This is a genomic window from Rickettsia rhipicephali str. 3-7-female6-CWPP (assembly GCF_000284075.1).
Classification (GTDB): Bacteria; Pseudomonadota; Alphaproteobacteria; order Rickettsiales; family Rickettsiaceae; genus Rickettsia; species Rickettsia rickettsii.
This window is the reverse complement of sequence record NC_017042.1, coordinates 266,165-291,516: the sequence shown is the minus strand read 5'-3', so window position 1 is coordinate 291,516 and position 25,352 is coordinate 266,165. Positions and strand designations below refer to the sequence as shown.

Here is a 25,352-nt window from a genome sequence, read left to right as displayed (position 1 = left end):
TAAGACCATCATAGAGCTAGCGAAAACATCGGGGGTACAGCTGGCAAAGATGATAGCGATAGAGAAAGTAACGGAACTTGCAGTAAATGCTGTAAATAACAACACACTATCTATCTGGTTTAGGGAAAAAGATAGAGAATAAAATAGCGGGGAGCGTTACTCCAGCTTTAAATTCTAATAACGGGATATTGCTAAGTGCTTACAGTCGTTTAGAGCAGGACGGTAACAAGAGAACATGACGCCATTCGTGATTCCCTGAGCCATAACTATAGGCAAGATTGCAGCAACTGCGGTAATGCACTTTATTAACCACAAGGTCACCTTAGTATTCTAAACTGGATCTCGCTACAAATGAGCTAGGATGACAGGGTGGAATTAATCAATGCAACAACACCAATGCTACACGGAAATGACAATAAGGTCTTTTTAAGAGTGGTGTAAAAACAAAACTACCTTTTTTAGGTAATTCCATTATATTTTGTAAAGAATTATAAGTTTTTGCTAAAAAATAATATATACTTAGCTTTATATAAAAAGTGAAAGCCAATTGTCACCTTTTATATTCAACTTCTTAAGCCGAATAGCAGATTATGTAATAATTCGCTATTCGTGTTAATTAACTATTATCTTTTTTCTTGGAGGAATATAGATTGTTTCATCTTCAGCATGCGAAATCTTTTCTAAAAGTCCGATAAAACGGTCTTTATTAGGTACTAGCTTTACTATCGCCCACCCCTCTTCTATTGATTTCTTTATGCGTTCTATATCAGATTTATGCTCTGAAAAAGATATAACTTTTTGTGTTGGGTTTTGCATATTGATAAATCAATTATAGTTAATCAATATTATAGTAAATATTTTGAGTAAATCAATCAACTATTTATTATTTGCTAAATATAAATAACATGCTTACCATATATTATGTCTTGTCTACTTATATCCTAATAAATAGTTTAATTAAAAATTAAAAGTTGTACAATAATTTTTTATTTTAAACATATACGTCACTTATTAACTTCATTTAATTTAAACTGTATAATTTAATTATGTCAAATGATAATTTACAACCGCTTGCTCTTTCTAAAAAGCAATTATTTGCTTTTTTTGGTATGGTTGTCTGCATGTTTATGTCGGTACTTGATATTCAAATTGTCGCTAGCTCATTATCCGTAATAGCTGCCGGTCTTGCCGCGCTTCAAACGATGAACTTTCTTGGGTTCAAACATCGTACTTAATAGCTGAAGTTATCATTATTCCTATTACCGGCTTTTTAGCAAGGTTACTTGCTACTAGAATTGCTTATTTTATTGCAGCTTTAGGGTTTTACGGTTATGAGCGTATTATGTTCGCTTGCAACTAATATTGAATCCATGATTATCTTTAGAGCATTACAAGGCTTTTTTGGCGGTGCTATGATACCGACGGTCTTTAGTAGCGTTTTTATACTTTTTCCTGCATCGCAACGTCCTATTGTTACTATCTTAATTGGACTTGTCGTAACTGTTGCCCCTACTTTAGGACCTACACTCGGTGGATATATTACGGAGATTTTATCATGGCATTTTATGTTTTTATTAAACGTCATACCCGGGTATTTTCGTATGCACGGTAGTTTTTTTATATGGGGATTTTGATAAACCAAATTATAAATTACTGAAAAATTTTGATTTTCTCGGTATATTATTAATGGCTTTAACGCTCGGCTTATTACAGTATGTGTTAGAAGAAGGAAACAAAAAAGGTTGGCTTGAGGATAATTTAATATTATTCTTAAGTATTGCAGTAATTTTAGGTTTTATTTTATTAATCATTAGAGAACTAACCTTTATTAATCCAATTTTAGACTTAAAAACATTTCTTTATAAAGACTTTACTTTTGGTTGCCTTTATTCGTTCGTTATGGGTATCGGATTATACGGGGCAGTATATATATTACCGCTATTTCTCTTTACTATTGCTGGATATGATACATTACAAATCGGGGCTACTATGATGGTGACGGGCGGAGCACAATTTTTATCTGCACCACTCGCCGGTAGGATGTTAGGGCTAGGGGTAGATTTACGCCTGATGCTTAATTATAGGGCTTGGAGGGTTTGCTCTTGGATGTCATTTGAATAGTTTTCTAACGCCTGATTCTAAATTTGCTGCATTTGTACTTCCTCAATTTGTTAGAGGGCTTTCATTAATGTTTTGTTTTATACCGACTAATAATATAGCTCTTGGCAATATGCCGAAAGAAAGAGTAGGCAACGCTAGCGGACTTTATAATCTTACTCGTAATTTAAGAGGAGCGGTAGGGCTTGCAATAATCAGTACTATACTTACTAATGATACTAAAACCTTTATGCAATATTTATCGGAAAATATCTCGTCTACTTCTATAATGGCATTAGAACAACTAGATTCTTATACTGAATTATTAAGCGGGAAAGTTTTGAATCCCGAAAAAGCATCATATTTGTTATTAGCAAACAAATTAAATCATGATGCTTTTGTAATTGCAATAAATAATATATTTAATATGATAGGGCTGTTATTTGTATTTATAATGCTACTAATACCTTTTACTTCAAATATCAAATTAACTGAAAATGTTAATGCTCACTAAAATTAAATTTATATTATATTTTCCTTGGTTATTATTAGAAATATGGAAATCGGCTTTCGCGGTTATTAAAATAATTTGGCAAAGAAAGATAGGAATAGAGCCGGTTTTTGAATGGGTGGACGCAGAAGGGCTAGAAGAAATAGGCGCAATAATGTATGGTAATTCGATTACTCTAACTCCAGGTACAGTAACACTTGATATAAATAATAATATGTTATTAGTGCATGCACTCAATAAATCATCGATTACCGACCTACAAAGAGGTATAATGATTAAAAAAATTAAGCAGATATTAAAAACAACTTGAAGTAGAAAATGATATCAGATATAAACGCTCTAAAGTATAAAAAAGTTTTACTTAAAGTGTCCGGGGAAGCTTTAATGGGAGATAAGCAATTTGGGCATGAATATGACATAATAAAAAAGATTGCCGGCGATATTAAAGAAGTTATCGATTTAGGAGTAGAAGTCGCTATTGTAGTCGGCGGTGGAAATATTTACCGCGGGATTAATGCATCACTTGTCGGTATGGACCGAGCTTCAGCGGATTATATAGGTATGCTTGCAACGATGATTAATGCTTTAACTTTACAAAACGTTATGGAAAGCCTCAATATCTATACAAGAGTTCTATCGGCTATTCCTATGATGAGCGTGTGCGAGCCTTATATTCGCCGCAAAGCTAAAAGACATATGGAAAAAAAGCGTGTAGTAATTTTTGCCGGCGGTACGGGTAACCCGTTTTGTACAACCGATAGCGCCGCAGTACTTCGTGCAATCGAAATGAATTGCGATATTTTATTAAAAGCAACTCAGGTTGACGGTGTATATGATTCCGACCCTAAAAAAAATCCGGATGCTAAAAAATATTTCACTATTAGCTATAAAGATGTTATAACTAATAGCCTGCAAGTCATGGATACGGCAGCTATTGCAGTTGCAAGAGAAAATAAATTACCTATAAGGGTATTTTCGATAAAAGAACAGGGAAGTTTTGCTAGAGTAATACAAGATAAAGGGGAATATACGACAATTGAGGAATAATATGTTGTAGTGTGAATTGTTGTATGATTTTTATGTCATTCCCGCATAGGTGTTGCTGCGTAGAGACCAAGTCGTCATTGCGAGCAGCCTTAGGCTGCTGCGTGGCCAATCTAACAAAAATAATAAAAAATGCTGTAAATCAGAAATTTTTACTAGATTGCTTCGTCAAAACTTATAGTTTTTCCTTGCAATGACAGGAAAACCAATCTACGCGGGAATGACATCGGGAGCATTTCCTAATACACATAACAATGTCTCAATGCGTGTACTAATAATAATATATGGATAAATAAAGATGGATAAAGAGAATTTAAAGAAAAACTTACAAGGAAAAATGGAAAAAGCTCTAAAAGTTTTAGATCATGAGCTTAAAGGGCTACGTACCGGTAGAGCTTCAATTAATTTACTTGATAGCGTAACCGTGGAAGCTTACGGGAGTAAAATGCCGCTTTCACAAGTTGCTTCTCTATCCACCCCTGATGCACGAACAATTAACGTGCAGGTTTGGGATAAATCTATGGTATCATCGGTAGAGAAAGGAATTACGATAGCAAATCTCGGCTTAACTCCTGCAACGGACGGTCAATTAATCAGACTGCCAATACCGACTTTAACTGAAGAAAGACGTAAAGAACTGGTAAAGCTTGCTCATAAATACGGTGAAGATACTAAAATTTCATTACGTAATATTAGAAGAGACGGCAATGAAGAACTTAAAAAGCTAGAAAAGGATAACGTTATCGCAAAAGATGAGCATCATAGCTTATCTGAACAAGTACAAAAGCTAACCGATGATTATAGTAGTAAAGTTGACTCGGTAATAAAACAAAAAGAACAAGAAATAATGACTGTTTGATTTTCTATGTCATTTCTGCTTTAGATTTGTTGCGTGGATACTAAATCGTCATTGCGAGGAGGCATTGTTGCGTGGACCGGTAAAATTCACTGTGTCACCCCGTGGCTTGACCACAGGGTCCATAAAAACAATAAAAAATACTAATAATTTTAGTATTTTTAACTGGATCCTTCAATCAAGTCGCGGGATGACAGCGGTGGAATTGATCCACGCAACAATGCCTTGCGAGGAGCGAAGCGACGTAACAATCCAGAAAAATCGATCCATACAACAATGCCAAGCGAGAATGACATAAATTGAATCTATACTGACCAAATAAAATGACAAAATTAGTTAGAGATTTAATTCCAGAAATTATCTTAAAATCAGGCAGGATACCAGTTACTCATATTGCTGAATCATATGAGTATAAAGAATTATTAAAAAATAAATTACTGGAAGAAGTAGAGGAATTTTTACAAGATGAGTATATGGAGAAGTTGCCGATATATTAGAAGTACTTGAAACAATCTGTAATATTAATGGCTATAAACTAAAAGATATATTAAAAATTAAAAAACAAAAAAAGAAAGTTAATGGTGGTTTTGATAATAAGATAATTTTAGAAAGAATAACTAATTAGCTTTTTTGCCTTAATAAAATAAAGGAGTCATGCAATAAAATCGGCTATAGAACCTTGTATCACAGGCTGTATCCAGGATCTAGCTCACAAGTCGCAGGATGACAGAAATGCCGTTACACACAGGCAAACAGGCAAGCCTTCACGGGAATAACATCAGACTATATCACTCAAAATAATAAAACTATGATAACAAAAGAAGAAGCACAGAAAATAGCAAAATTAGCTAGATTAAAATTTGAAGAAGATACTGTAGAAAAATTTTCTACTCAGCTTAGTACTATTATGGATATGATCAATATTTTAAATGAAATAGATTGCAAAGATATAGAGCCTTTAACTTCGGTTTCTAATATGAATGCTAGAATGCGAGAGGACGCCGTTACAAGTTCTGATTTATCAAGTGAGTTATTTGATAATGTAAGTGGAAATAGTGCTCAGCTGGCTAAAGAAGTAAAATATTTTATCACTCCAAAGGTTGTTGAATAATTATGACGGAACTAAACAAATTAACAGTAGCAGACAGTATAAAAGGTCTAAAAAATAAAGATTTTACAAGTACGGAATTAATAGGTGCACATATTAAACAAATAGAGAAGCATAGAAACCTAAATGCTTATGTTACCGAAACTTTTGACTTAGCTTTAAAACAGGCTGAAGCAGCCGATCAAAATTATGCTCAAAATAACGCAAGAACCCTTGAGGGTATCCCGTTTACCGCTAAAGATCTTTTCTGCACGAAAGGAATTAGAACTACGGCATGTTCTAATATACTGAAAAATTTTATACCTAATTATGAATCAAGTGTTACACAAAATATTTTTGATAAGGGCGGTGTGATGCTCGGCAAAACCAATATGGATGAGTTTGCTATGGGTTCAGCAAATATCACTAGTTGTTTTGGAAATGTAATTAGCCCTTGGAAAGCAAATGATGATAATGCTGATTTAGTTCCAGGCGGTTCTTCAGGCGGTTCAGCTGCGGCAGTTAGCGGATTTATGGCATCTGCTGCTCTTGGTAGCGATACGGGCGGCTCGGTACGTCAACCTGCAAGCTTTACGGGTTTAGTCGGTTTTAAACCGACATATGGTCGTTGCTCAAGGTACGGAATGATATCGTTTGCTAGCTCCCTTGATCAAGCAGGAATATTTACTAGAAGCGTTTTAGACAGTAGCATTATGCTTGAAGTGATGATGGGGTTTGACGAAAAAGATTCTACTTCGATTAAAGCAGAAGTTCCAGAGCTACAATCCGCTATCGGAAGTTCTATGAAAAATATGAAGATAGGCGTACCTCTTAGCCTTGGTGAGGGCAGTATTATTGAACCTGATATTATGAAAATGTGGCAGGACACCATAGAACTACTTAAAAACGCCGGTGCTGAAATAGTTGATATTACTTTGCCGCATGCTAAATACGGTGTTGCTGTTTATTACGTAATAGCACCAGCTGAAGCTTCTTCAAATTTATCTAGATATGATGGCGTTAGATACGGTCTTCGAGTAGAACGTGAAAATATGACGCTTGACGAAATGTATGAAATGACTAGATCAGCCGGATTTGGGGAGGAAGTAAAACGTCGTATTATGATTGGAACATATGTGCTATCATCTAGTGGTATGGATGAATATTATCTAAAAGCTCAAAAAGTACGTCGTTTAGTTGCAAACGATTTTAATAATGCTTTTGCAAAAGTTGATGCCATTTTATTACCGGCTGCCCCGACCGCAGCTTTTAAGATTGGTGAAAAACAAAATGATCCGACTATTATGTATTTAAACGATTTATTTACTATTCCTGCAAGTTTAGCCGGTTTACCTTGTGCATCGGTTCCGGCCGGATTATCGGCACGCGGTTTACCTCTTGGGATGCAGATTATAGGTAAACAATTAGACGAATATAATGTTTTGAAAGTAGCATCGACAATTGAGTCAGGTGTAAAACATATTAAATTTGAGCCAAAGGGTTTTTAATTATGACATATATTGAAGGTAATACGGGGAAATGGGAATATGTAATAGGGCTTGAAATCCATGCTCAAATTTCCTCAAAATCTAAGCTTTTTTCAGGCAGTAGTACTATTTTTGCAGCAAGTCCAAATTCGCAGGTTTCCTATATTGATGCAGCAATGCCCGGGATGTTACCGGTATTAAATAAGCATTGTGTACACCAAGCAATTAAAACAGGGCTTGGGCTTAAAGCTAAAATAAATAAATATTCGGTATTTGATCGTAAAAATTATTTTTATGCCGATCTGCCGCAAGGTTACCAAATTTCGCAATTTTACTATCCTATAGTACAAAACGGCACTATGGAAATACCGACTAGTACCGGCAATCTTAAAACTATTCGTATTAACCGTTTGCATTTAGAGCAAGATGCAGGTAAATCTATGCATGATCAATCACCACATTACAGCTTTATCGATTTGAATCGTGCCGGTATTGGGCTTATGGAAATTGTGACCGAACCTGATATATCATCACCGGAAGAAGCAGCTGAATTTGTAAAAAAGCTAAGAAATTTGTTACGTTATATTGGCAGCTGTGACGGTGATATGGAAAAAGGCTCGATGCGTTGCGATGCTAATATTTCAGTAAGACGTAGCGGCGAACCACTCGGCACAAGATGCGAAATTAAAAATATTAATTCAATTCGTAACATCATTAAAGCAATAGAATTTGAAGCTAAAAGACAAGTAGACTTGCTTGAAAGCGGTGAAGAAATAATTCAAGAAACACGCCTATTTAATGCCGATAGCGGCGAAACAAGAACTATGCGTTTAAAAGAAGAAGCACTTGATTATAGATATTTTCCTGATCCCGATTTATTACCGCTTGTTATTTCTGATGAGTTAATAAATGAGCTAAAAGCAAATTTACCTGAGCTACCTGATCAAAAGATTGAAAAATATACGAAGGAATTTAGCTTAAGTAAATATGATGCCGAAGTAATAGTAGCCGATGAATCGGTTGCTGAGTATTTTGAGAAAGCAGCAAATGAATGTAACCCTAAAATGCTTGCTAATTGGCTAACTAGTGAATTGTTCGGCCAATTAAATAAAACATCGATAGGAATAAATGAATGCAAAATTACCCCTAGTAACTTTGCAAAACTGGTAAAATTAATAGAAAATGATACTATTTCCGGTAAAATTGCAAAAACCGTTTTTGAAATTATGTTTGAAACCGGTAAAGCACCTGATAAAATAGTAGAAGAAAAAGGACTTGTACAAGTTTCGGATAATAACGTGCTAAACACGGTAATTGACGAGGTAATAGCTGAAAATCCTGAATCAGTAGAGGGTTATAGCAATGGTAAGGATAAATTATTCGGTTTCTTTGTAGGGCAGGTAATGAAAAAAACCGGTGGTAAGGCTAATCCGACGCTTGTGAATCAGCTTTTAAAGGAGAAATTGAGTTCTTGATGCTATTCCTTTGAAGGTATCCCGCGTGGATAGATTCTCCTGTCATTGCGAACAGCCTTAGGCTGTGTGGCAATCTCGCCAAATATCCTGAGATTGCTTTGTCAATTACTACATAATTTTCCTCGCAATGATGATTTGATATCCGTACAACAAGGGCAATGCCTCGTAGGATGACACAGAACATACTCAAACTTAAAACATTATTTTTATGAAATTTCTGAAAATATTTTTACTATCTTGCTTACTAGTTTCTTGTGAAAAAAAAGAAACAGAAAAAACTTTAATAGTCGGTACTGCCGCAGATAATCCTCCTTATGAATTTATCCAAGACGGAGAGATTGTTGGGATTGATATTGATATTATCAAAGCAATAAGCGAACGTCTAAATAAAAAAGTTATCATAAAAAACTTCGACTTTAACGGTTTACTTGCAGCTTTGGTTAGTGAAAATATTGATGTTGCGGTGGCGGAGCTTTCCGTAACACCGGAGCGTGCCGAATATATCAGCTTTTCCGATAATTATGCTACTGCAAGATTTGCCATAATATATAGAACAGGCGATAATATACAAAATAGCAAAGATCTAGAAAATAAAATAGTAGGGGTACAGCTCGGTAGTGTTTTAGAAAAAAAAGCACACGATCTATCACAGACGATAAATATTAAAGTTCATTCTTTAGCAAATCATTTAATGTTGGTTGAAGAATTAAAAGCCAGAGTCATAGATGCTATTATTTCTGAGGAATTTCAAGGCAAAAAATTAAAAGAAAATAATTCAAATTTAGAAAGCAGTACTTTAGAAGAATTTTCATCCGATTTTGCTATAGGCATGTCTAAAAACTCAGGACTAATTAATGAAATTAATGAGGCAATCGATTCATTAAAAAAAGACGGAACCATTAACAAAATTATGAAAAAATGGCTGGGACAGTAACAGAAAGTCAATTTAAAGATGCTATGAGCCGATTCCCTCAGGGAGTAACTATTATAACAACAAATTGCAACAACGAACTTTTTGGCTTTACTGCTAGTTCTCTTACTTCCGTATCTTTAAAACCGCCGTTAATATTATTTTGCCTTAATAAAAACTCTTTTAGTATAAACAGTTTTCAAAAAAGTGATAAGTTTGCAATTAGTATTTTAGCAGAGAATCAAATTGATATCTCAAAACATTTTGCTAAATCACAATCTAATAAATTTACAAAAATTGATTATGAGCTTGGCAATAAAACTGATTGCCCTTTAATAAACGGTGCAACTTATCATATAGAGTGTAATAAGTATGCTTCTTACGATGCCGGTGATCATGTTATATTTATCGGTGAAGTAATAAATACCGCTATTAAAAATGATTTAAAGCCTCTATTATATTTTCATAAATCTTATACAAAGATTTAATTTTGGTTATTTTTTGCTGCAAATTATAAGATTTTTTGAAATATAAACTATTCCAGCAAAAATCTTATTAATTTTCGCTAAAAAATACCTCAAAATAGCCAATCAATTAGAAATATTCACAGAACCTAGTTTAATTTGAAAAATTGGCGTCGTCTAATAAGATCTGCGGTTCGAACTATATTAAGTATACACTGCGATCCAAGGACTTTAGACTCCTTGCTCTTGTCCAAATTAAACTTCGTCTACTTACTGTTCATTTATTAGGAGTATACATTGCCAATATGTTAAATATCGGTCTTAGTGGTTCTACCGGTAAAATGGGAGAAACCATTCTAGAGAGAATAGATAAATTTAAAGATTGCAAAATTTCAGCAAAATTTAATAGTACTAATAATTTAGATGATTTAGATAATTTTTGTAAAAATTCTGATGTGATCATCGATTTTTCTACCCCTGAAATATTAGAAAAATTAATTAATTATGCATTAAAACATAATACAAAATTAGTAATCGGAACCACAGGTCTCCAACCTCAACATTTTAAGCTTTTAGAAAAAGCAGCTCAAACTTTACCTGTTTTATATTCTGCAAATATGAGTATAGGAGCTAATTTGCTTAGCTATCTAGCTAAAGAAGTAACAAAAATACTAGATGATTACGATGTTGAAATTCTAGAAACGCATCACCGTAATAAAAAAGATTCACCCTCAGGAACTGCTGTTATGCTTGCTAAAACAATTGCAAGCAAAAAAGGATTAAATATAACATTTAATCGTGGTAATAGACTAAGAAGCGAAAAAGAAATAGGTATTTCCTCGCTTCGTGGTGGAAATGTTCACGGTATACATGAAATATCTTTCCTAGGTGACGATGAAATAATCACCTTAAAACACGAAGCTCTGAATAAAAATTCTTTTTCTATTGGTGCAATTAAAGCCGCTATTTGGCTACAAGATAAACCTTCTGCTTTATATTCAATGCAAGATATTTATAAAATATAATTAATATAGCTTGAAAAAATACCTTTAAGAGGCTATATTTTATTATGTAAACAACATAATCCTAAGGTTACTTATGATCGATTATACAAAAACTTTAACTACTGCCTCAAAAAATAAAACTTTTGATGAAGGCTTAAGAAAATACATGCTTAAAGTATATAATTATATGGCTTTAGCACTTTTACTAACCGGTGTAGCAGCCGTAACGACTATATCAGTTGAACCTATTTATAATTTAATGTTTCAAACAGGTTTCGGTACTATTATAATGTTTGCTCCGCTCGGTATTGCTTTATATTTCTTTATGGGCTTCGGACGAATGAACCTGCAAACGACACAAATATTATTTTGGGTTTATGCCGGTTTAACCGGTATGTCGCTTGCATATTTAGCTCTTATTTATACCGGTGCATCAATAGCTCGTACTTTCTTTATTTGCTCTTCCGTTTTTGGAGCAATGAGTTTATACGGTTATAGTACAAGTAGAGATTTAACATCTATGGGTTCATTTTTTGCAATGGGTCTTATAGGTCTTATCATTGCTTCATTAGTCAACTTGTTTTTAAAAAGCTCGGCTCTTTCTTTTGCTACTTCTCTTATTGGAATAGTAATATTTATGGGATTAATTGCTTGGGATACTCAAAAGATTAAGTCTATGTATTACACGGCAGGAAACGATGAAGTAGGACAAAAGCTTTCTATTATGGCAGCCTTTACTTTATATTTAGATTTTATAAATCTTTTCCTATATTTAATGAGATTTTTAGGCAATAGAAGAGATTAATTGGTATCATTCTTGCAAAGTCATGATTTTATTTCATTGTTTCGGTTTGTTCATTGTTATATCACACTCAAATCTATAGTACTGAATAGTTTTTAAAAAGACCTCGATGTCATATCCCCGCAAAAGCGGGGGCATTGTTGCACGGCTTGGAAAACTTATTCAATGTCATTCCCACGTGGCATTGTTGCGTGGATACCGAATCGTCATTGCAAGCGGTCGCAGCGAACTCGGCAATCCAGAAAAAATAATAAAAAAATTCTGTAAATCAGAATGTTTACTGGATTGCTTCGTCAATTGTTGCGTGGTTTCCTCACAATGATGAGGATTTTGACCCACGCAACAACACTTTTTCACTATTAGTTAATATTAAATCAGGTTATTTTTATGTCTAAAGAGAAAACTCAACAGGAGTTATTATTACAAGAGCAACTTTTTAAAGCCCTGAAAACTAACGATACAGAATTGAATGCCAAAATATCTAGAACCTGCGAAAACATTGCCGAATCTGTTATTGACCTTTCTAATGACCAATCTCCTACTACTGAAAGCCTATATATTAGCTATATGGCCCTAGCCGATTTAAACACTAAGGATTTAGCTAAAGTTACAACAATAATAAAAAACTCGTTTCCAGGAGATAAAAACAAGGAATTAAGGGAAATAATCGATGCACCTCTTTTACAGCATTTAGTTATGGCAGAGGCAATTGAACGACAGGTTGGATTAGATGATAGCCGATATAACGCAGATTACAGCAAACTTGAAGGAATAAGAAATCCTAATGACCCTAAAAAAGCAATTGATGCTATGCTACGTGATAAGAGGGTGGCACAGCAAGCTGAGTTTGAGGGGAAAGGAAAAAAGGCAGCAGGAGTCTCGGCCGGTTATGTTGCTAAAGATAACGCCGGTAATACTTTTATTTTAAAACATTTTTATAAAACTCATGCTGCATGCCAAAAAATACAAGATAATAAGGCACAAAAACAGGCTATTGCTGACCGAAGAGACGGAGTACAAGAATTAATAGGCTCTACCATGTATCAATTTTTATTACATGATCGCGCACCAAAAGAAGGGCTGGTAACAGCGGATGAAAAATACCCTGATTCACTTTATGTACGTTCTAAATTTTTTGATAATGCTGTCACACTAACAGAATTTTCTGGTTTATCAGGTCAAACTAGAGTCAGAGCTAATGATCAAAATTTAAAAAAATTGGAAGGATTTGAAAAAGCCATAGCTGCTTGTCATATGCTGGGGGAAGTAGATTATCATGCTGGTAATTTAATGGTGCAGGATGGTAAAACAATAACCAAAATTGATCATGGTCGCTCTTTTTTAGCATTTCATAAGAATTTTGGCAGTATGATTCAATCAACAGCTGCAATGTTTGCACATCCTGGTGTTGGCTACAGTGCTGCTATTAAAGCAGGTAATTTCTCATTCAGTATCGATAAATATAGCGAATCGTTAAATCAAATGATAAGTCAATTTGATGAGAAACAGATGGAAGCAATAGTTGATCAAAAAATTGATGAATTAAAAAAAGCTGGGTTTGATCCAAAAAATATTGCGTTATCCACTAATATTAAAAATTTTGATGATTTGCGAAAACACTATAAAGACAGTATAAAAGAAAATCTTGTTAATATGCAAGAAGTGGCCAAAGGCGCTGAGATAATAACAAAATTCAGTAATGTTTTACCTGAATTTCACAATGGTGGTTGGTTAGAGGCTTTTGCTAATTCACCTGTAAAAGACCCAGTACTCTATGCAATAGATAATAACATTACAATTGAAGGTAAAGATGCTAAAGAGTGGGCGTATGAAAATAATTACCAAATTAAAATTCCTATAGGCTTGAAAAAAGAAATAATCAAGGAACAGCAATGGAGCAAAGATTTGGACGGAAAATGGAAAGAAACAGAAGTTGAGGTTAAGACAGGTAAAGTAGAAGTACAAATTTCTGATCCTGCAAAATCAATGCGTATACAAGACAAATCTACAGGCAAAAAATTGGCATCACTAATTGTTGATTTTACAAAGCAGGCAACAACTAAAAATGTAACCGATAAAGCAGTAGCAAAATTCTACGACAATATAATGAAAGCGCTAAAAAAAGAAAATTATCTTACCGACCAAGATATTGAGGGTATAAAGAAAAATTTAAAATATCAGGATAATATCGAAAACACGACCAACTTATTAAATGCTAAATCTTTCAAGTTAACTGCTAAAGATACTATATATTACAAGGTAGGAAATTTTTGTGAAAAGAGAGGTTTACCTAGTATCGCAAATTATTTTATGAAACAAATTTCTCCTGAGAATTTAAATAAAATTCATAATACAGAAAAACTTATAGCGGAAAGTATAAAAATTGGTAATGTACTACAACAGAAGAAGCAAGAAGGACTCCAAACAAAAAGAGTAGAAACGGTAAAAGGAATCGCATTCTCTAAATTACAAGCTAGGAAGGAAAGACATCAACAAAGGTAAGCACTGTTGAGTGTATGCCTTAAACGTCATTGCGTCGTTGCATAGTCCTAATGTCATTTCTAGCTAAAGGCGGAAAGCCAGTACTTTTCGCTGTCATACCGTGGCTTGACCACGGTATCTAGAAAAAAAATTTAAAAAAGACTAAATCCTGCGATCAAGGCACAGGATGAGATTAATAGTTACTGGCTTTCCGCTTTTAGCTAGAAATGACATACTATAGGCCAAGTTGCGGTATGACATAATTAACATACAACAACTATATACATTCTTATTCTTTTCCTGCATTTTTTCTAGCAGACGGTGAGAGCATAATGCTTAGCTCTTTTAGAGCTTTATCCTCTACATAGCTTGGGGCGTTCATTAGTAAATCTTCAGCTTGCTGGTTTAAAGGAAACGCAATTATTTCCCTTATATTTGTTGCTTCCGCAAGCAGCATAACGATTCGGTCAATACCGGGGGCTATTCCACCATGTGGTGGAGCTCCAAACTTAAATGCTCTAATCATCCCTCCAAATCTCTTATCAACTTCCTCTTCACTATAACCTGCTATGGAAAATGCTTTATACATAATTTCCGGCTTATGGTTTCTAATAGCACCGCTGGAAAGTTCAATACCGTTACAAACAATATCATATTGGTATGCGGTAAGTTCTAATAACTCTTCAGTGGTTTTAGCTTGCTCTAAAGCATCTATTCCGCCCTGCGGCATAGAAAACGGATTATGGCTAAAATCAATTTTTCCTGTTTCTTCATTTAACTCATAGAATGGAAAATCGGTAATCCAGCAGAATTTAAAACAATCTTTTTCAAGTAAATCAAGCTCTTCACCAAGTCTTATTCTAACCTTACCGGCAAGTTTAGCAGCTTTCTCTTTCTTATCGCTAGCGAAAAATACAGCATCACCGTTACTAATACTAGCTGTAGCTTTTAGACTCTCTAATTGCTGCGGGCTTAAGAATTTTACTACCGGTCCTTTTGCTTCACCGGTTTCACTAAACTGAATATAGCCAAGTCCACCTGCTCCTTCTGATATCGCAAACTCTATCATTTTATCGAAGAAACTACGAGGCAGTGCAGCTGCCTTAGGTGCAGGAATTGCACGAACTATGCTACCTTTTTTAATATTCTCTCTAAAGATTGTAAAATCGGAATCTCTAAATATCTCAGTTACATCGGCAATTATAATAGGGTTACGCAAATCAGGCTTATCAGAGCCGTATTTTAGCATAGATTCATTATATGGAATACAAACGAAAGGAGTCTCTGATACTTTCTTATCCGTGAATTTAGTGAATAAATCATACATCACAGGCTCAAGAGTACTAAATACATCTTCCTGTGTAACAAACGACATTTCTACATCTAGCTGATAAAACTCGCCGGGTGATCTATCGGCTCTTGCATCTTCATCCCGAAAACAAGGAGCAATTTGAAAATAACGATCAAAGCCTGATACCATCAATAACTGTTTGAATTGCTGAGGTGCTTGCGGTAATGCATAGAACTTACCCGGATGCATTCTACTCGGTACTAAAAAATCCCTAGCCCCCTCAGGTGAGCTTGCTGTTAAAATCGGAGTTTGAAATTCGGTAAAACCGCTTGCCGTCATCAAATGACGAATATGAGAAATAATTTGTGAGCGGAGTATTATATTATTATGTAATTTCTCACGTCTAAGATCTAAAAAGCGATGTTTAAGCCTAGACTCTTCGGGAACGTCTTTTTCGGTATTAATAACAAAAGGTAGAGTGTCCGCAGCTGACTCAACACTAAATTCCACAGCTAGCACTTCAACATGACCTGTCGGAAGCGTATTATTAATCGTGTCCTCTGATCTTGCTACAACTGTACCCCTTACCGTAATTACCGACTCATAACGCAAACGACTTGCATCCTCCATAAGCTGAGGGTTTTGATCGGTAAACACGATTTGAGTTATACCGTAATGATCACGTAAATCTATAAAAACTAGATTCCCGTGATCTCTTCTTCTATGTACCCAACCGGATAGCTTAACTTCTTTTTCTACATCGGATATTTGTAATTCGTTACAATTATGAGTTCTGTATTTATGCATTTTTATTTTTATTATACGATTTCCCCTATATTATATACATAAAATCGCAAATTTTCGCAAACAAAAACTAAAAATTTATCTTGCCAAAGTTTTATCTTGATATTGCAGCAGCTTTTGGCTTTGATGGGCGTTGCTGATAATTTTGTTGTTGAGGTTTTACTTGATTTAACTCACCTTTAATCCATTCATATATTGCTTTCTTAGGATTTTTAATTATCTCTGCAACATTTTCGACTAGATTTATTATTCCTTTAACTAACGATAATACATCTTTTGCTATTTCACCTATAGAATTATTACCTGCTTGTAGTTTTTCTTGGTCTTGCTTAGACAAATTACTACGTATCCTATTCATTCTTGATTTAAGCTCATCTTGTTCTAGCTCTTCTTTTGTAAAATGTGACTTAAGTTTTCTATCAACAATTTTTTGTTCTTCCGGAGTTAAATTTTTATATTGATCAACAAGCTTATTAACTTTTTCTTGTTCTTCCGGTAGTTTTGAAATATTTTCAGCAATATTTGGCATTTGTTTCTCTTATAAAGTTAAAACATATTAATTTTGCACATTATATATATATTTTAACTTTGTACAAGAAAAACATTAATAGAAATTAACCTTTGAACGCAGCCTTAATTAATATCTAGAAAGTCTAAAAAATTTCGTAATTCTTGACGTGCAAGCACGTGTGAGCTATTAAATGCTCTATCATATTTTGCAGTTTTTAGATCAAGTAATGTTAGACCTTGTAAAAATAACTCCCTATATATTACACGTTCACTAAATCCTTCTGCGAGTTTAAAATTAATTCTTTTAGCAAGTTTAGCTAATACATTTCCTACGCGTCTTTTATTTAATGCATCAAGATTACTTAAACGATTACGAAGTATTACCCAATCTATACTAATTCTATCACGACTAGCACGTTCCATTTTCTGCTCCCAAATCATTTGACTATATATTGATGGGCTAATAATTTCATCTTTGCTATCGACTTTTGCTATTACGTCTAAATCTAGAAAGCTATCATTAATCGGTGTAATAATTGTATCGGCGTAAGAATGAGCAACCCTTGATAAAGGAGTATGACTGCCTGGGGTATCAATCACTATATAATCGACATCCTGATTATTTTTGAGTATCTGCTCAAAACTTTTTGCTTGCTCTTCTACTTCGCTTTCCGATATATGAAAATGTTTCGGTACTAATACAGGTTTATCAGGATTTTGTTTATTATATAAATCTCGATTTTTTAAATAATTCGTTAACGAACTTTGACGTGAATCGGTATCTATACTTACTACCGAATAATTTTGATAAAGCAGAGCGATTATTAGATGCATAGAACAGGTAGTTTTACCTGCTCCGCCTTTCTCATTACCTATAACAAATATATAAGGTTTATTTATTGTGTTCATAATTATATTCAGAATAAACGAATAGTAAATAGACGAAGTTCACATTCTTAGCTCAGTATTGCCCATATGGATAGTTTTTTCCGTCATTGCGAGAAAATTACGCAAGTAATTGACGAAGCAATCTCAGGTATTTGACGAGATTCCACGCAGCCTAAGGCTGCTCGCAATAACGACTCGGTATCCATGCGGGCAATGCAACGCAAGAATAGCATTTAAGTATATTCTTTGATAAATTTCTCTAGTAATCTCACGCCGTATCCTACTGCCCCCTTAGGACCGAGTGCTGAAGCTTTATTACTATTTGCAACGCCTGCTATATCTAAATGAGCCCAATCTACTCCATCTTTAATGAAACGTTTAATGAAATGTGCAGCTATGCAGCTTCCGGCAGCTCCCGGTACGTTCCCGATATTTGCCATATCGGCTATGTCGGAGTTAATCATTGCATCATACTCATCATGCAGCGGCATTCTCCAAAGTTTTTCATTAACTTCTTCCCCTACTTTTATTAACTTATCAGCTAACTCATCATTATTGGAAAAACAACCAGCATATGTATTACCAAGTGCTACGGTTATTGCTCCTGTTAGAGTTGCAACGTCAATCACGCATTTAGGCTTAAATTTTTCTTGTGCATACCAAACAGCATCAGCAAGCACTAAACGCCCTTCTGCATCGGTATTTAAAACTTCGGCAGTTTGCCCTGACATGGTAGTTACTACATCCCCTGGACGCTGTGCATTACCGGACGGCATATTTTCGACAAGCCCTACAACACCGACTATATTTATAGGTAATTTTTGACCGGCAACCGCAATGATGGTACCCACAACTGCTGCAGAACCTCCCATATCGTATCTCATTAAGTGCATATTACTTGACGGTTTTAATGAAATACCGCCTGTATCAAAAATCACTCCTTTACCGACCAAAGCAATAGTCGGAGCGTCTTTACTGCCGCCTTTATATTCCATCACCACTAACTTTGACTCATTTTGTGAACCTTGCCCTACACCAAGTAATGCTCCCATACCAAGGTTTTTCATCTCACGTTCACCGATAACATCAACATCTACCCCTAGCGGTTCAAGTATATCAACTATTCTTTCGGCATAAACTTGGGGGGTTTTAATATTTGACGGTTCATTACTTATATCTCTTGTAAAAAATACTGCTTCAGCAATTAATTTTTTGATTTCAAATAATTTTGCCGTTTCAGTGCTATTATCGGTAAAAATTTCAATTGACTCTACTGCGAACTTCTCTGCTTCTTTTAAGGTAGTTCTATATTTATCAAATCTGTAAGAAGCAAGAAACGCACCGCTAGCAACTAAAGAGGCAAATGTTTGAGATGTAAACCTGCTAATTCTATTTGTAAGTTTTAGGCCGATAGTAGAAATTTTACAAACGGTTGCATGCTGTAAGATTTTGCCGCCTAACTCTTCAATTTTTGCTTCAGTTAATTTTTCTTCATTCCCAAGACCTGCTATTATCAAATATCTAACCTCGCCTGATTTAATGACGGACGGAATAACCTTGATCTCTCCATATTTACCGGTAAATTGCAGTTTATTCTGAATAGTTTTAGAAATTAATCCATGATGTTGTTGATCAAGTCCTATTAAATTACTATCAAGCTTTAACTGTTCATCAATAAAAACTACTAGACCTTGATTAGTAGATGATTCTTCATTCACAAAGTTTATGTTAAGCATACTTACTCCTTATATTATTTTTGATTTTGGATCATTCTATTTATCTTGATAAAACTTTGCAAGTATTATAATTGAAACAAAATCTCATTAAATAGCATTTGACAAATGTTAACGTTTTTTATATCTTAACTGATAAATTAGTTAAATTTAAGTAATAATATGCCAGTACATGACATCACTTCTCATTTAATTAAGCAGAAGTATAAAATGATTAAAACATCATGTGAGTTAAACCAAGATATGGCTAAGGTTTATAGTCTCACGCCTCATCCAATACGATATACTTGCCTTAACTATTTAAAGTTATTATCTCTACCTATATCGCTAGCATTTTATGTAACAAAGCTTTGTTTTACGGCTAATCCTGCATGGACATGGATCGGGGTTAATATTTTGCATGAGAAGATGGGTCAAGCAACAGCAAAAAAAATATTACACGGCTTACCTGACGAAGTAGAATCAGATCAAAATATACCTAAAATTGTCGAGTATGTATTTAGAAAATATGAAGCAAATCCCACATTAACCCCTCTTATTGAACCTACATTTATACAAAAATTTTTAGCAAAGGCCGGTAAATATATTCCTGCTTTGTCTAAAATAGTCAAGTTTTGGAATGAAGGAGGAATTAACTATTCTGATGAAATACAAACAAAACGAGCATTAATTGACGTTATTTATAAACAAATTATTGCTAAAGCTTATGAAGTAGGTAAAAAAGGAGAAAAACTTGAAATAACGGATGTGACAGCACTTTTCCCAGAGATAAATTTTGAAGAAAAAGTCAATGCTGAATCAGAAAATCTTGAAATAGAGAAGGTAGAAGTAAGCAATGAAGAGTCTTTAATTTCTGAATTGCCTGTTAGACACTTTTCTAAACCAGCTTATAGAGAGGAATTTCAAAGAGATACGGAACGCAGCACCGCAGCATATATAGACATACGTGAGGATGCGAGTACCGGATCGACGTCTAAATTACCTCTAGAAGCGAAGTTTGGAAAGATGTCTATTGATCAAAAACACGAAGAAGCTACGATTACTACTAATGCACATAATGATATTAACCTATTAGTAAACTTACTCATGTTAAAAGCTTTACATGATGCAATTCGTCAAGAAGTACTGAAAACTTATGTTGAACATTGTTTAGCAGAAATTCAGATATCTAAAAATCAAGAAACACTTAAAAACTTTCCATATGAAGATTCTTTAGCAAGATTACAATTATACGGTAATTATAATTATGATAACAATAATACGCATATCTTTGAACAACCAGTATCTTATTTAGGTCAAGCCTACGAGCATTTAACAGCACCGATTGCTTGTTATTAAAGCGTCATTTCTGCAAGCGGGAAATAAGAAAAAGCCTATAAAAAACTTGGTTTTTATAGGCTTTTTTTGTCAATAATGCGTAGTAAGGTTATTTTTCTGGATTCCCGCTTCTAGCTAGGAAGGCATTGTTGTGTGGATACCACCCCGTCATTGCGAGAAAATTACAAAGTAATTGACGAAGCTAGCTCAGGAGTTTGTTATTATTTCATGAGATTGCCACGCCAGCATAAATGCTGGCTCGCAATGACGGGTTTTTTATAAACTATCCGGTACATACGAAGATCAACTTGGAAAAGAGCAAAGAGTCTGTAAGGCGAGGAGCGGAGCGTATATTAAACGTTCAGCATCCTAGGACTTACAAAGACGACACAGCCAATTTTTCAAGTTCTATCTCAGTATATTTATACATTCTCTTCATCAAGCTTTATGGCTGCTTTACGCATTTTATCCATAAAGTAACCGGTTCCGGCAGGTACTAATCGTCCAACTATCACGTTTTCTTTTAGTCCTCGCAACTTATCAACTTTACCGGCAATAGCTGCTTCAGTTAAAACTCTAGTAGTCTCTTGGAATGATGCCGCAGAGATAAACGATCTAGTTTGCAGAGAAGCTTTAGTAATACCTTGTAATATTAATTGTGCTTCAGCAGGTTTTAAACCGTTTTTCATAGCTTTTTCATTTATCTCATCAAATTCATATCTATCTATTTTTTCACCTACTAATAACGTAGTTCCACCTGAATCCGTAACCTCTACTTTTTGTAACATCTGACGGATAATAACTTCTATGTGCTTATCATCAATCTTTACACCTTGTAGACGATAAACGGCTTGAACCTCCTTAACAATATAATTTGCAAGAACCTCTACACCCATTACTTTTAAAATATCTTGAAGTACCGGATTACCGTCAATCAATAAATCACCTTTTTTAACAAAGTCACCTTCGTTAACTACAACATGCTTGCCTTTTGGTACCATATACTCAATAGACATTGTTTCATCAATCGGATGTATAATAATACGTCTTTTAGATTTATAGTCTTTACCGAATTCTACTCTACCGTCAATTTCGGCAATAACTGCATGATCTTTAGGGCGTCTTGCTTCTACAAGCTCGGCAACTCTTGGTAAACCACCGGTAATATCTTTAGTAGTGGTTGATTCTTTCGGTATACGTGCAATGATATCACCTACCGATATTTGTACTCCATCTTCTACGCTTAAAACTGCTCCAACCGGCAAGTAATATCTAGCTTCTAAACCGTTTGATAAGGTGATAACTTCACCTTTAGCATCTAAAAGCTGTATACGCGGACGTAATTCTGCACCGCGTGAATATTGCTTTGATTCAATAATAACTTTACTCGGTATTCCAGTAGCTTCGTCAGTTACGTCACGAATAGCAATACCCTCAACCATATCTTTGAATAAAACTTTACCTGACTTCTCCGTGATAATCGGTATAGTATAAGGATCCCACTCTGCTAGTTTTTGAGTTTTAATCACCATATCACCGTCATCAACAAGTAATCTAGCACCGTATGGAATTTTATGACGAGCCTTTTCATTACCGTTATTATCAAGCAATAATAATTCACAATTTCGGCTCATAACAATTTTGCGTTCTTCGGAATTAATAACAACGTTACGGCTTATAATTTTCACTTTTGCGTCATAGGAAGCGTCTACGGAAGAAACCTCAGCACCTTTTGTTGCCGCTCCTCCGATATGGAAAGTTCTCATTGTAAGCTGCGTACCCGGTTCACCGATAGATTGAGCAGCAATAACCCCGATTGCTTCACCCTCCGATACTAATGTACCGGTAGCAAGATCCCTACCGTAACATATGCTACATATACCGGTAGTACTTTCACAGGTTAATACGGATTTTATCATAATTCTGTCGAGTCCCGCCGACTCAATCTGCTCTAACTTTGCTTCATTAATAAGCTCGCCTTTATTGAGAATTAGATCATTAGTTACCGGATGAAATATATCAATAGCAGCAGTACGACCTAAAATCTTTTCAGCTAAAGGTACTATAACTTCTCCGCCTTCAATAACACTCTTAACTTCAATTCCTTTATCAGTTCCACAATCTTTTTCAGTAATAATACAATCTTGTGCAACATCTACTAATTTTCTTGTTAAGTAACCTGAGCTTGCCGTTTTTAAAGCCGTATCTATTTGCCCTTTACGCATTCCGTTAGCAGAATTAAAACACTCAAATTCAGTTAATCCTTCCTTAAAGTTAGAGATAATAGGAGTTTGTATAATTTGACCGTTTGATTTGGTCATTAAACCTCGCATACCGCCTAGCTGCTTAATTTGCTGGAAAGAACCTCTTGCTCCGGAAATAGCCATCATATATATAGCATTTATTCTCTGATGATTTGGATCATCATTAACCGGCGGCATAGCAATCTCTTTCATCATGTCGTTTGCCACTCTATCGGTACATCTGGACCAAGCATCGACTACTTTATTATATTTCTCTCCGTAAGTAATTAAACCGTTTGAATATTGTTGTTCAAATTCTTTTATTTCAAGCTGAGTTTCGTTGATATGAGTACTCTTAGATTCCGGTACTACCATATCGTCCATTCCAAAAGAAATACCTGAAGAACAAGCATATTTAAAACCTAGTTTCATTAGCTGATCGGCAAAAATTACCGTAGCTTTTTGACCGCAGTGACGATAAACTAAATCTATAACTAATGATATGTCTTTTTTAGTTAGTTGTTTATTAATAAACTTGAATTCTATATTAGGGTTAGAAGGCAATAACTCACCAACCATTAACCTACCGTAAGTAGTATCAATGATAACAGGGACCATTTTACCTTCGGCATTTAACTGATTTCTGCGATATTTTATCTTTGTATGAATAGTTATAAATTTATTATATAAAGCATGTTCCATCTCAGCTAAATCTGAGAACATCATCCCTGCGCCTACTTCATTATCAAATGCAAGGGTTAGATAATATAAACCAAGCACTATATCTTTATCCGGTACAATGATAGGACGACCGTTTGCGGGGCTTAAGATATTATTTGTAGACATCATAAATACCCTAGCTTCAAGCTGTGCTTCAATCGATAACGGGATATGTACTGCCATCTGATCACCATCAAAATCCGCATTGAACGCAGTACACACAAGCGGATGAAGCTGGATCGCTTTACCTTCAATTAATAGCGGTTCAAATGCTTGAATACCAAGCCTATGTAACGTCGGAGCCCTATTAAGTAAAACCGGATGCTCTCTAATTACCTCTTCAAGCACATCCCACACTTCGGATTTTTCAGCTTCCACCATTCTTTTAGCGGCTTTAATAGTTGTAGCGATGCCGTACAACTCAAGCTTAGAATAAATAAACGGCTTAAATAACTCCAGAGCCATTTTTTTAGGTAAACCGCACTGGTGAAGTTTAAGCTCAGGTCCTACCACGATAACTGAACGTCCTGAGTAATCAACCCTCTTACCTAGCAAGTTCTGACGGAAACGCCCCTGCTTACCTTTAAGCATATCACTTAATGACTTAAATGGACGCTTATTAGCATTTTTCGCTGCTCTACCGCGACGACCGTTATCAAATAACGCATCCACCGCTTCTTGTAACATTCTTTTTTCGTTTCTGACTATTATATCAGGAGCTTTTGACTCTATTAATTTCTTTAAACGATTATTTCTATTAATTACTCTTCTATAAAGTTCATTTAAGTCTGAAGTAGCAAATCTTCCGCCGTCAAGCATAACAAGCGGTCTAATTTCAGGAGGAATAACCGGTAAAACATCCATAATCATCCATTCCGGCTTGTTTTCCGACTCTAAAAAATCCTCTACTAATTTTAAACGCTTTACTAATTTTTTCTTTTTGACTTCTGAAGAAGTGGTTTGTAATTCCTCGTATAATTCTTGCTTTAACTTTGAAAAATCAAGATCTTTAAGCATTTGTTGTATTACTTCTGCACCTATAGAGGCAGTAAATGCATCTTCACCGTACTTATCTTTTGCTTTCTGTAATTCTTCCTCTGTTAAGAGTTCGCCTTTTTGTAAAATCGATAGCCCTGGGTCAACTACTACATAATTTTCAAAATAAAGAATCTTTTCTATATCTCGCATTGTCATATCAAGAAGTGTACTAATTCTTGAAGGTAGCGATTTTAAAAACCAAATATGAGCAACGGGAGCTGCAAGTTCAATATGCCCCATTCTTTCACGTCTTACTCTAGAAACCGTAACTTCAACGCCGCATTTCTCACACGTAATTCCACGGTTTTTCATCCGCTTATATTTACCGCAGAGACATTCATAATCTTTGACCGGACCAAAAATTCTTGCACAAAATAACCCATCTTTCTCAGGTTTAAAAGTTCGATAGTTAATTGTTTCAGGTTTTGTTACTTCACCGAAAGACCACGAACGTACCTGATCGGGACTTGCTATATTAATCCTTATCTGATCAAATTGTTGAGTATTACTTAATTGTCCGCAAAAATTTACTACGCTCATAAAAATACTTTTCCTTAAAAATTACTCGTATATACTCGGTGAATTTCAAA

Annotated in this window: 19 protein-coding genes and 2 pseudogenes; 15 read left to right on the top strand and 6 right to left on the bottom strand. The window is 34.8% G+C overall.

Annotation, left to right across the window (positions count from 1 at the left end):
* The first annotated feature begins 49 nt into the window (after window positions 1–49).
* Window positions 50–239 (top strand): annotated as a pseudogene (locus MCC_RS07575) (hypothetical protein).
* A 373-nt stretch (window positions 240–612) separates the two neighbouring features.
* Here the strand turns inward: MCC_RS07575 and MCC_RS01555 are convergent.
* Window positions 613–816, bottom strand: coding sequence for a DUF2674 domain-containing protein (locus MCC_RS01555; protein ID WP_014408244.1), 204 nt, complete (start codon window positions 814–816; stop codon window positions 613–615).
* Between the two features lie 230 nt (window positions 817–1,046).
* Here MCC_RS01555 and MCC_RS01550 point away from each other — a divergent pair.
* From MCC_RS01550 to risK1, 13 genes and pseudogenes are all read left to right on the top strand, one after another.
* Window positions 1,047–2,611 (top strand): annotated as a pseudogene (locus MCC_RS01550) (DHA2 family efflux MFS transporter permease subunit).
* Entirely contained in the window at window positions 2,595–2,918 is a 324-nt protein-coding gene (locus MCC_RS01545) for a monovalent cation/H+ antiporter subunit E (RefSeq protein WP_014408241.1), read from the top strand. The pseudogene MCC_RS01550 and the gene MCC_RS01545 overlap by 17 nt, the downstream one beginning before the upstream one ends.
* 8 nt (window positions 2,919–2,926) lie before the next feature.
* Window positions 2,927–3,655 carry a UMP kinase gene (gene pyrH, locus MCC_RS01540; protein ID WP_014408240.1) on the top strand — a complete coding sequence of 243 codons (729 nt, stop codon included), beginning with the start codon at window positions 2,927–2,929 and terminating at the stop codon, window positions 3,653–3,655.
* 295 nt (window positions 3,656–3,950) lie between these two features.
* Window positions 3,951–4,511, top strand: coding sequence for a ribosome recycling factor (gene frr / locus MCC_RS01535; RefSeq protein WP_014408239.1), 561 nt, complete (start codon window positions 3,951–3,953; stop codon window positions 4,509–4,511).
* A gap of 320 nt (window positions 4,512–4,831) precedes the next feature.
* Complete coding sequence (locus MCC_RS09330; protein WP_014365275.1) at window positions 4,832–5,005, top strand: nucleoside triphosphate pyrophosphohydrolase family protein; 174 nt, start codon at window positions 4,832–4,834, stop codon at window positions 5,003–5,005.
* Window positions 5,006–5,316: 311 nt separating this feature from the next.
* Window positions 5,317–5,619 carry an Asp-tRNA(Asn)/Glu-tRNA(Gln) amidotransferase subunit GatC gene (gene gatC, locus MCC_RS01530; protein ID WP_014408238.1) on the top strand — a complete coding sequence of 101 codons (303 nt, stop codon included), beginning with the start codon at window positions 5,317–5,319 and terminating at the stop codon, window positions 5,617–5,619.
* Window positions 5,620–5,621: 2 nt separating this feature from the next.
* Window positions 5,622–7,103 (top strand): Asp-tRNA(Asn)/Glu-tRNA(Gln) amidotransferase subunit GatA, encoded by a 1,482-nt coding sequence (gene gatA / locus MCC_RS01525; protein ID WP_014408237.1) that lies wholly within the window; start codon window positions 5,622–5,624, stop codon window positions 7,101–7,103.
* A 2-nt stretch (window positions 7,104–7,105) separates the two neighbouring features.
* Window positions 7,106–8,557, top strand: a complete 1,452-nt coding sequence (gene gatB / locus MCC_RS01520) for an Asp-tRNA(Asn)/Glu-tRNA(Gln) amidotransferase subunit GatB (protein ID WP_014408236.1) — start codon at window positions 7,106–7,108, stop codon at window positions 8,555–8,557.
* A 208-nt stretch (window positions 8,558–8,765) separates the two neighbouring features.
* A complete protein-coding gene (locus tag MCC_RS01515) occupies window positions 8,766–9,491 on the top strand; it encodes an ABC transporter substrate-binding protein (RefSeq protein WP_010976861.1) in 726 nt (241 codons plus the stop codon).
* Window positions 9,476–9,955: a flavin reductase family protein gene (locus tag MCC_RS01510; RefSeq protein ID WP_010976860.1), complete on the top strand. Its 480-nt coding sequence runs from the start codon at window positions 9,476–9,478 to the stop codon at window positions 9,953–9,955. The genes MCC_RS01515 and MCC_RS01510 overlap by 16 nt, the downstream gene beginning before the upstream one ends.
* Before the next feature lie 281 nt (window positions 9,956–10,236).
* Entirely contained in the window at window positions 10,237–10,956 is a 720-nt protein-coding gene (dapB, locus tag MCC_RS01505) for a 4-hydroxy-tetrahydrodipicolinate reductase (protein WP_014408235.1), read from the top strand.
* Between the two features lie 73 nt (window positions 10,957–11,029).
* Window positions 11,030–11,740, top strand: a complete 711-nt coding sequence (locus tag MCC_RS01500; RefSeq protein WP_014408234.1) for a Bax inhibitor-1/YccA family protein — start codon at window positions 11,030–11,032, stop codon at window positions 11,738–11,740.
* Window positions 11,741–12,124: 384 nt separating this feature from the next.
* Window positions 12,125–14,239 (top strand): T4SS effector phosphatidylinositol 3-Kinase RisK1, encoded by a 2,115-nt coding sequence (gene risK1, locus MCC_RS01495; RefSeq protein ID WP_014408233.1) that lies wholly within the window; start codon window positions 12,125–12,127, stop codon window positions 14,237–14,239.
* Between the two features lie 268 nt (window positions 14,240–14,507).
* Here the strand turns inward: risK1 and aspS are convergent, their stop codons facing one another.
* The 4 genes from aspS to MCC_RS01475 form a co-directional block, all read right to left on the bottom strand.
* On the bottom strand, window positions 14,508–16,316 hold the full coding sequence (aspS, locus tag MCC_RS01490; RefSeq protein WP_014408232.1) for an aspartate--tRNA ligase: 1,809 nt from the start codon (window positions 16,314–16,316) through the stop codon (window positions 14,508–14,510).
* A 91-nt stretch (window positions 16,317–16,407) separates the two neighbouring features.
* The gene (locus MCC_RS01485; protein WP_014362761.1) at window positions 16,408–16,842 is read right to left on the bottom strand and encodes a DUF3106 domain-containing protein; all 435 of its coding nucleotides are present in this window, start codon (window positions 16,840–16,842) and stop codon (window positions 16,408–16,410) included.
* 104 nt (window positions 16,843–16,946) lie between these two features.
* Entirely contained in the window at window positions 16,947–17,732 is a 786-nt protein-coding gene (locus MCC_RS01480; protein WP_014408231.1) for a division plane positioning ATPase MipZ, read from the bottom strand.
* A gap of 212 nt (window positions 17,733–17,944) precedes the next feature.
* Entirely contained in the window at window positions 17,945–19,447 is a 1,503-nt protein-coding gene (locus tag MCC_RS01475) for a leucyl aminopeptidase (RefSeq protein ID WP_014408230.1), read from the bottom strand.
* Window positions 19,448–19,606: 159 nt separating this feature from the next.
* Here MCC_RS01475 and MCC_RS01470 point away from each other — a divergent pair, with 159 nt between their 5' ends.
* Window positions 19,607–20,782 (top strand): palindromic element RPE1 domain-containing protein, encoded by a 1,176-nt coding sequence (locus MCC_RS01470; protein ID WP_014408229.1) that lies wholly within the window; start codon window positions 19,607–19,609, stop codon window positions 20,780–20,782.
* A 401-nt stretch (window positions 20,783–21,183) separates the two neighbouring features.
* Here the strand turns inward: MCC_RS01470 and rpoC are convergent, their stop codons facing one another.
* The gene (gene rpoC, locus MCC_RS01465; protein WP_014408228.1) at window positions 21,184–25,302 is read right to left on the bottom strand and encodes a DNA-directed RNA polymerase subunit beta'; all 4,119 of its coding nucleotides are present in this window, start codon (window positions 25,300–25,302) and stop codon (window positions 21,184–21,186) included.
* Window positions 25,303–25,352: the final 50 nt, after the last annotated feature.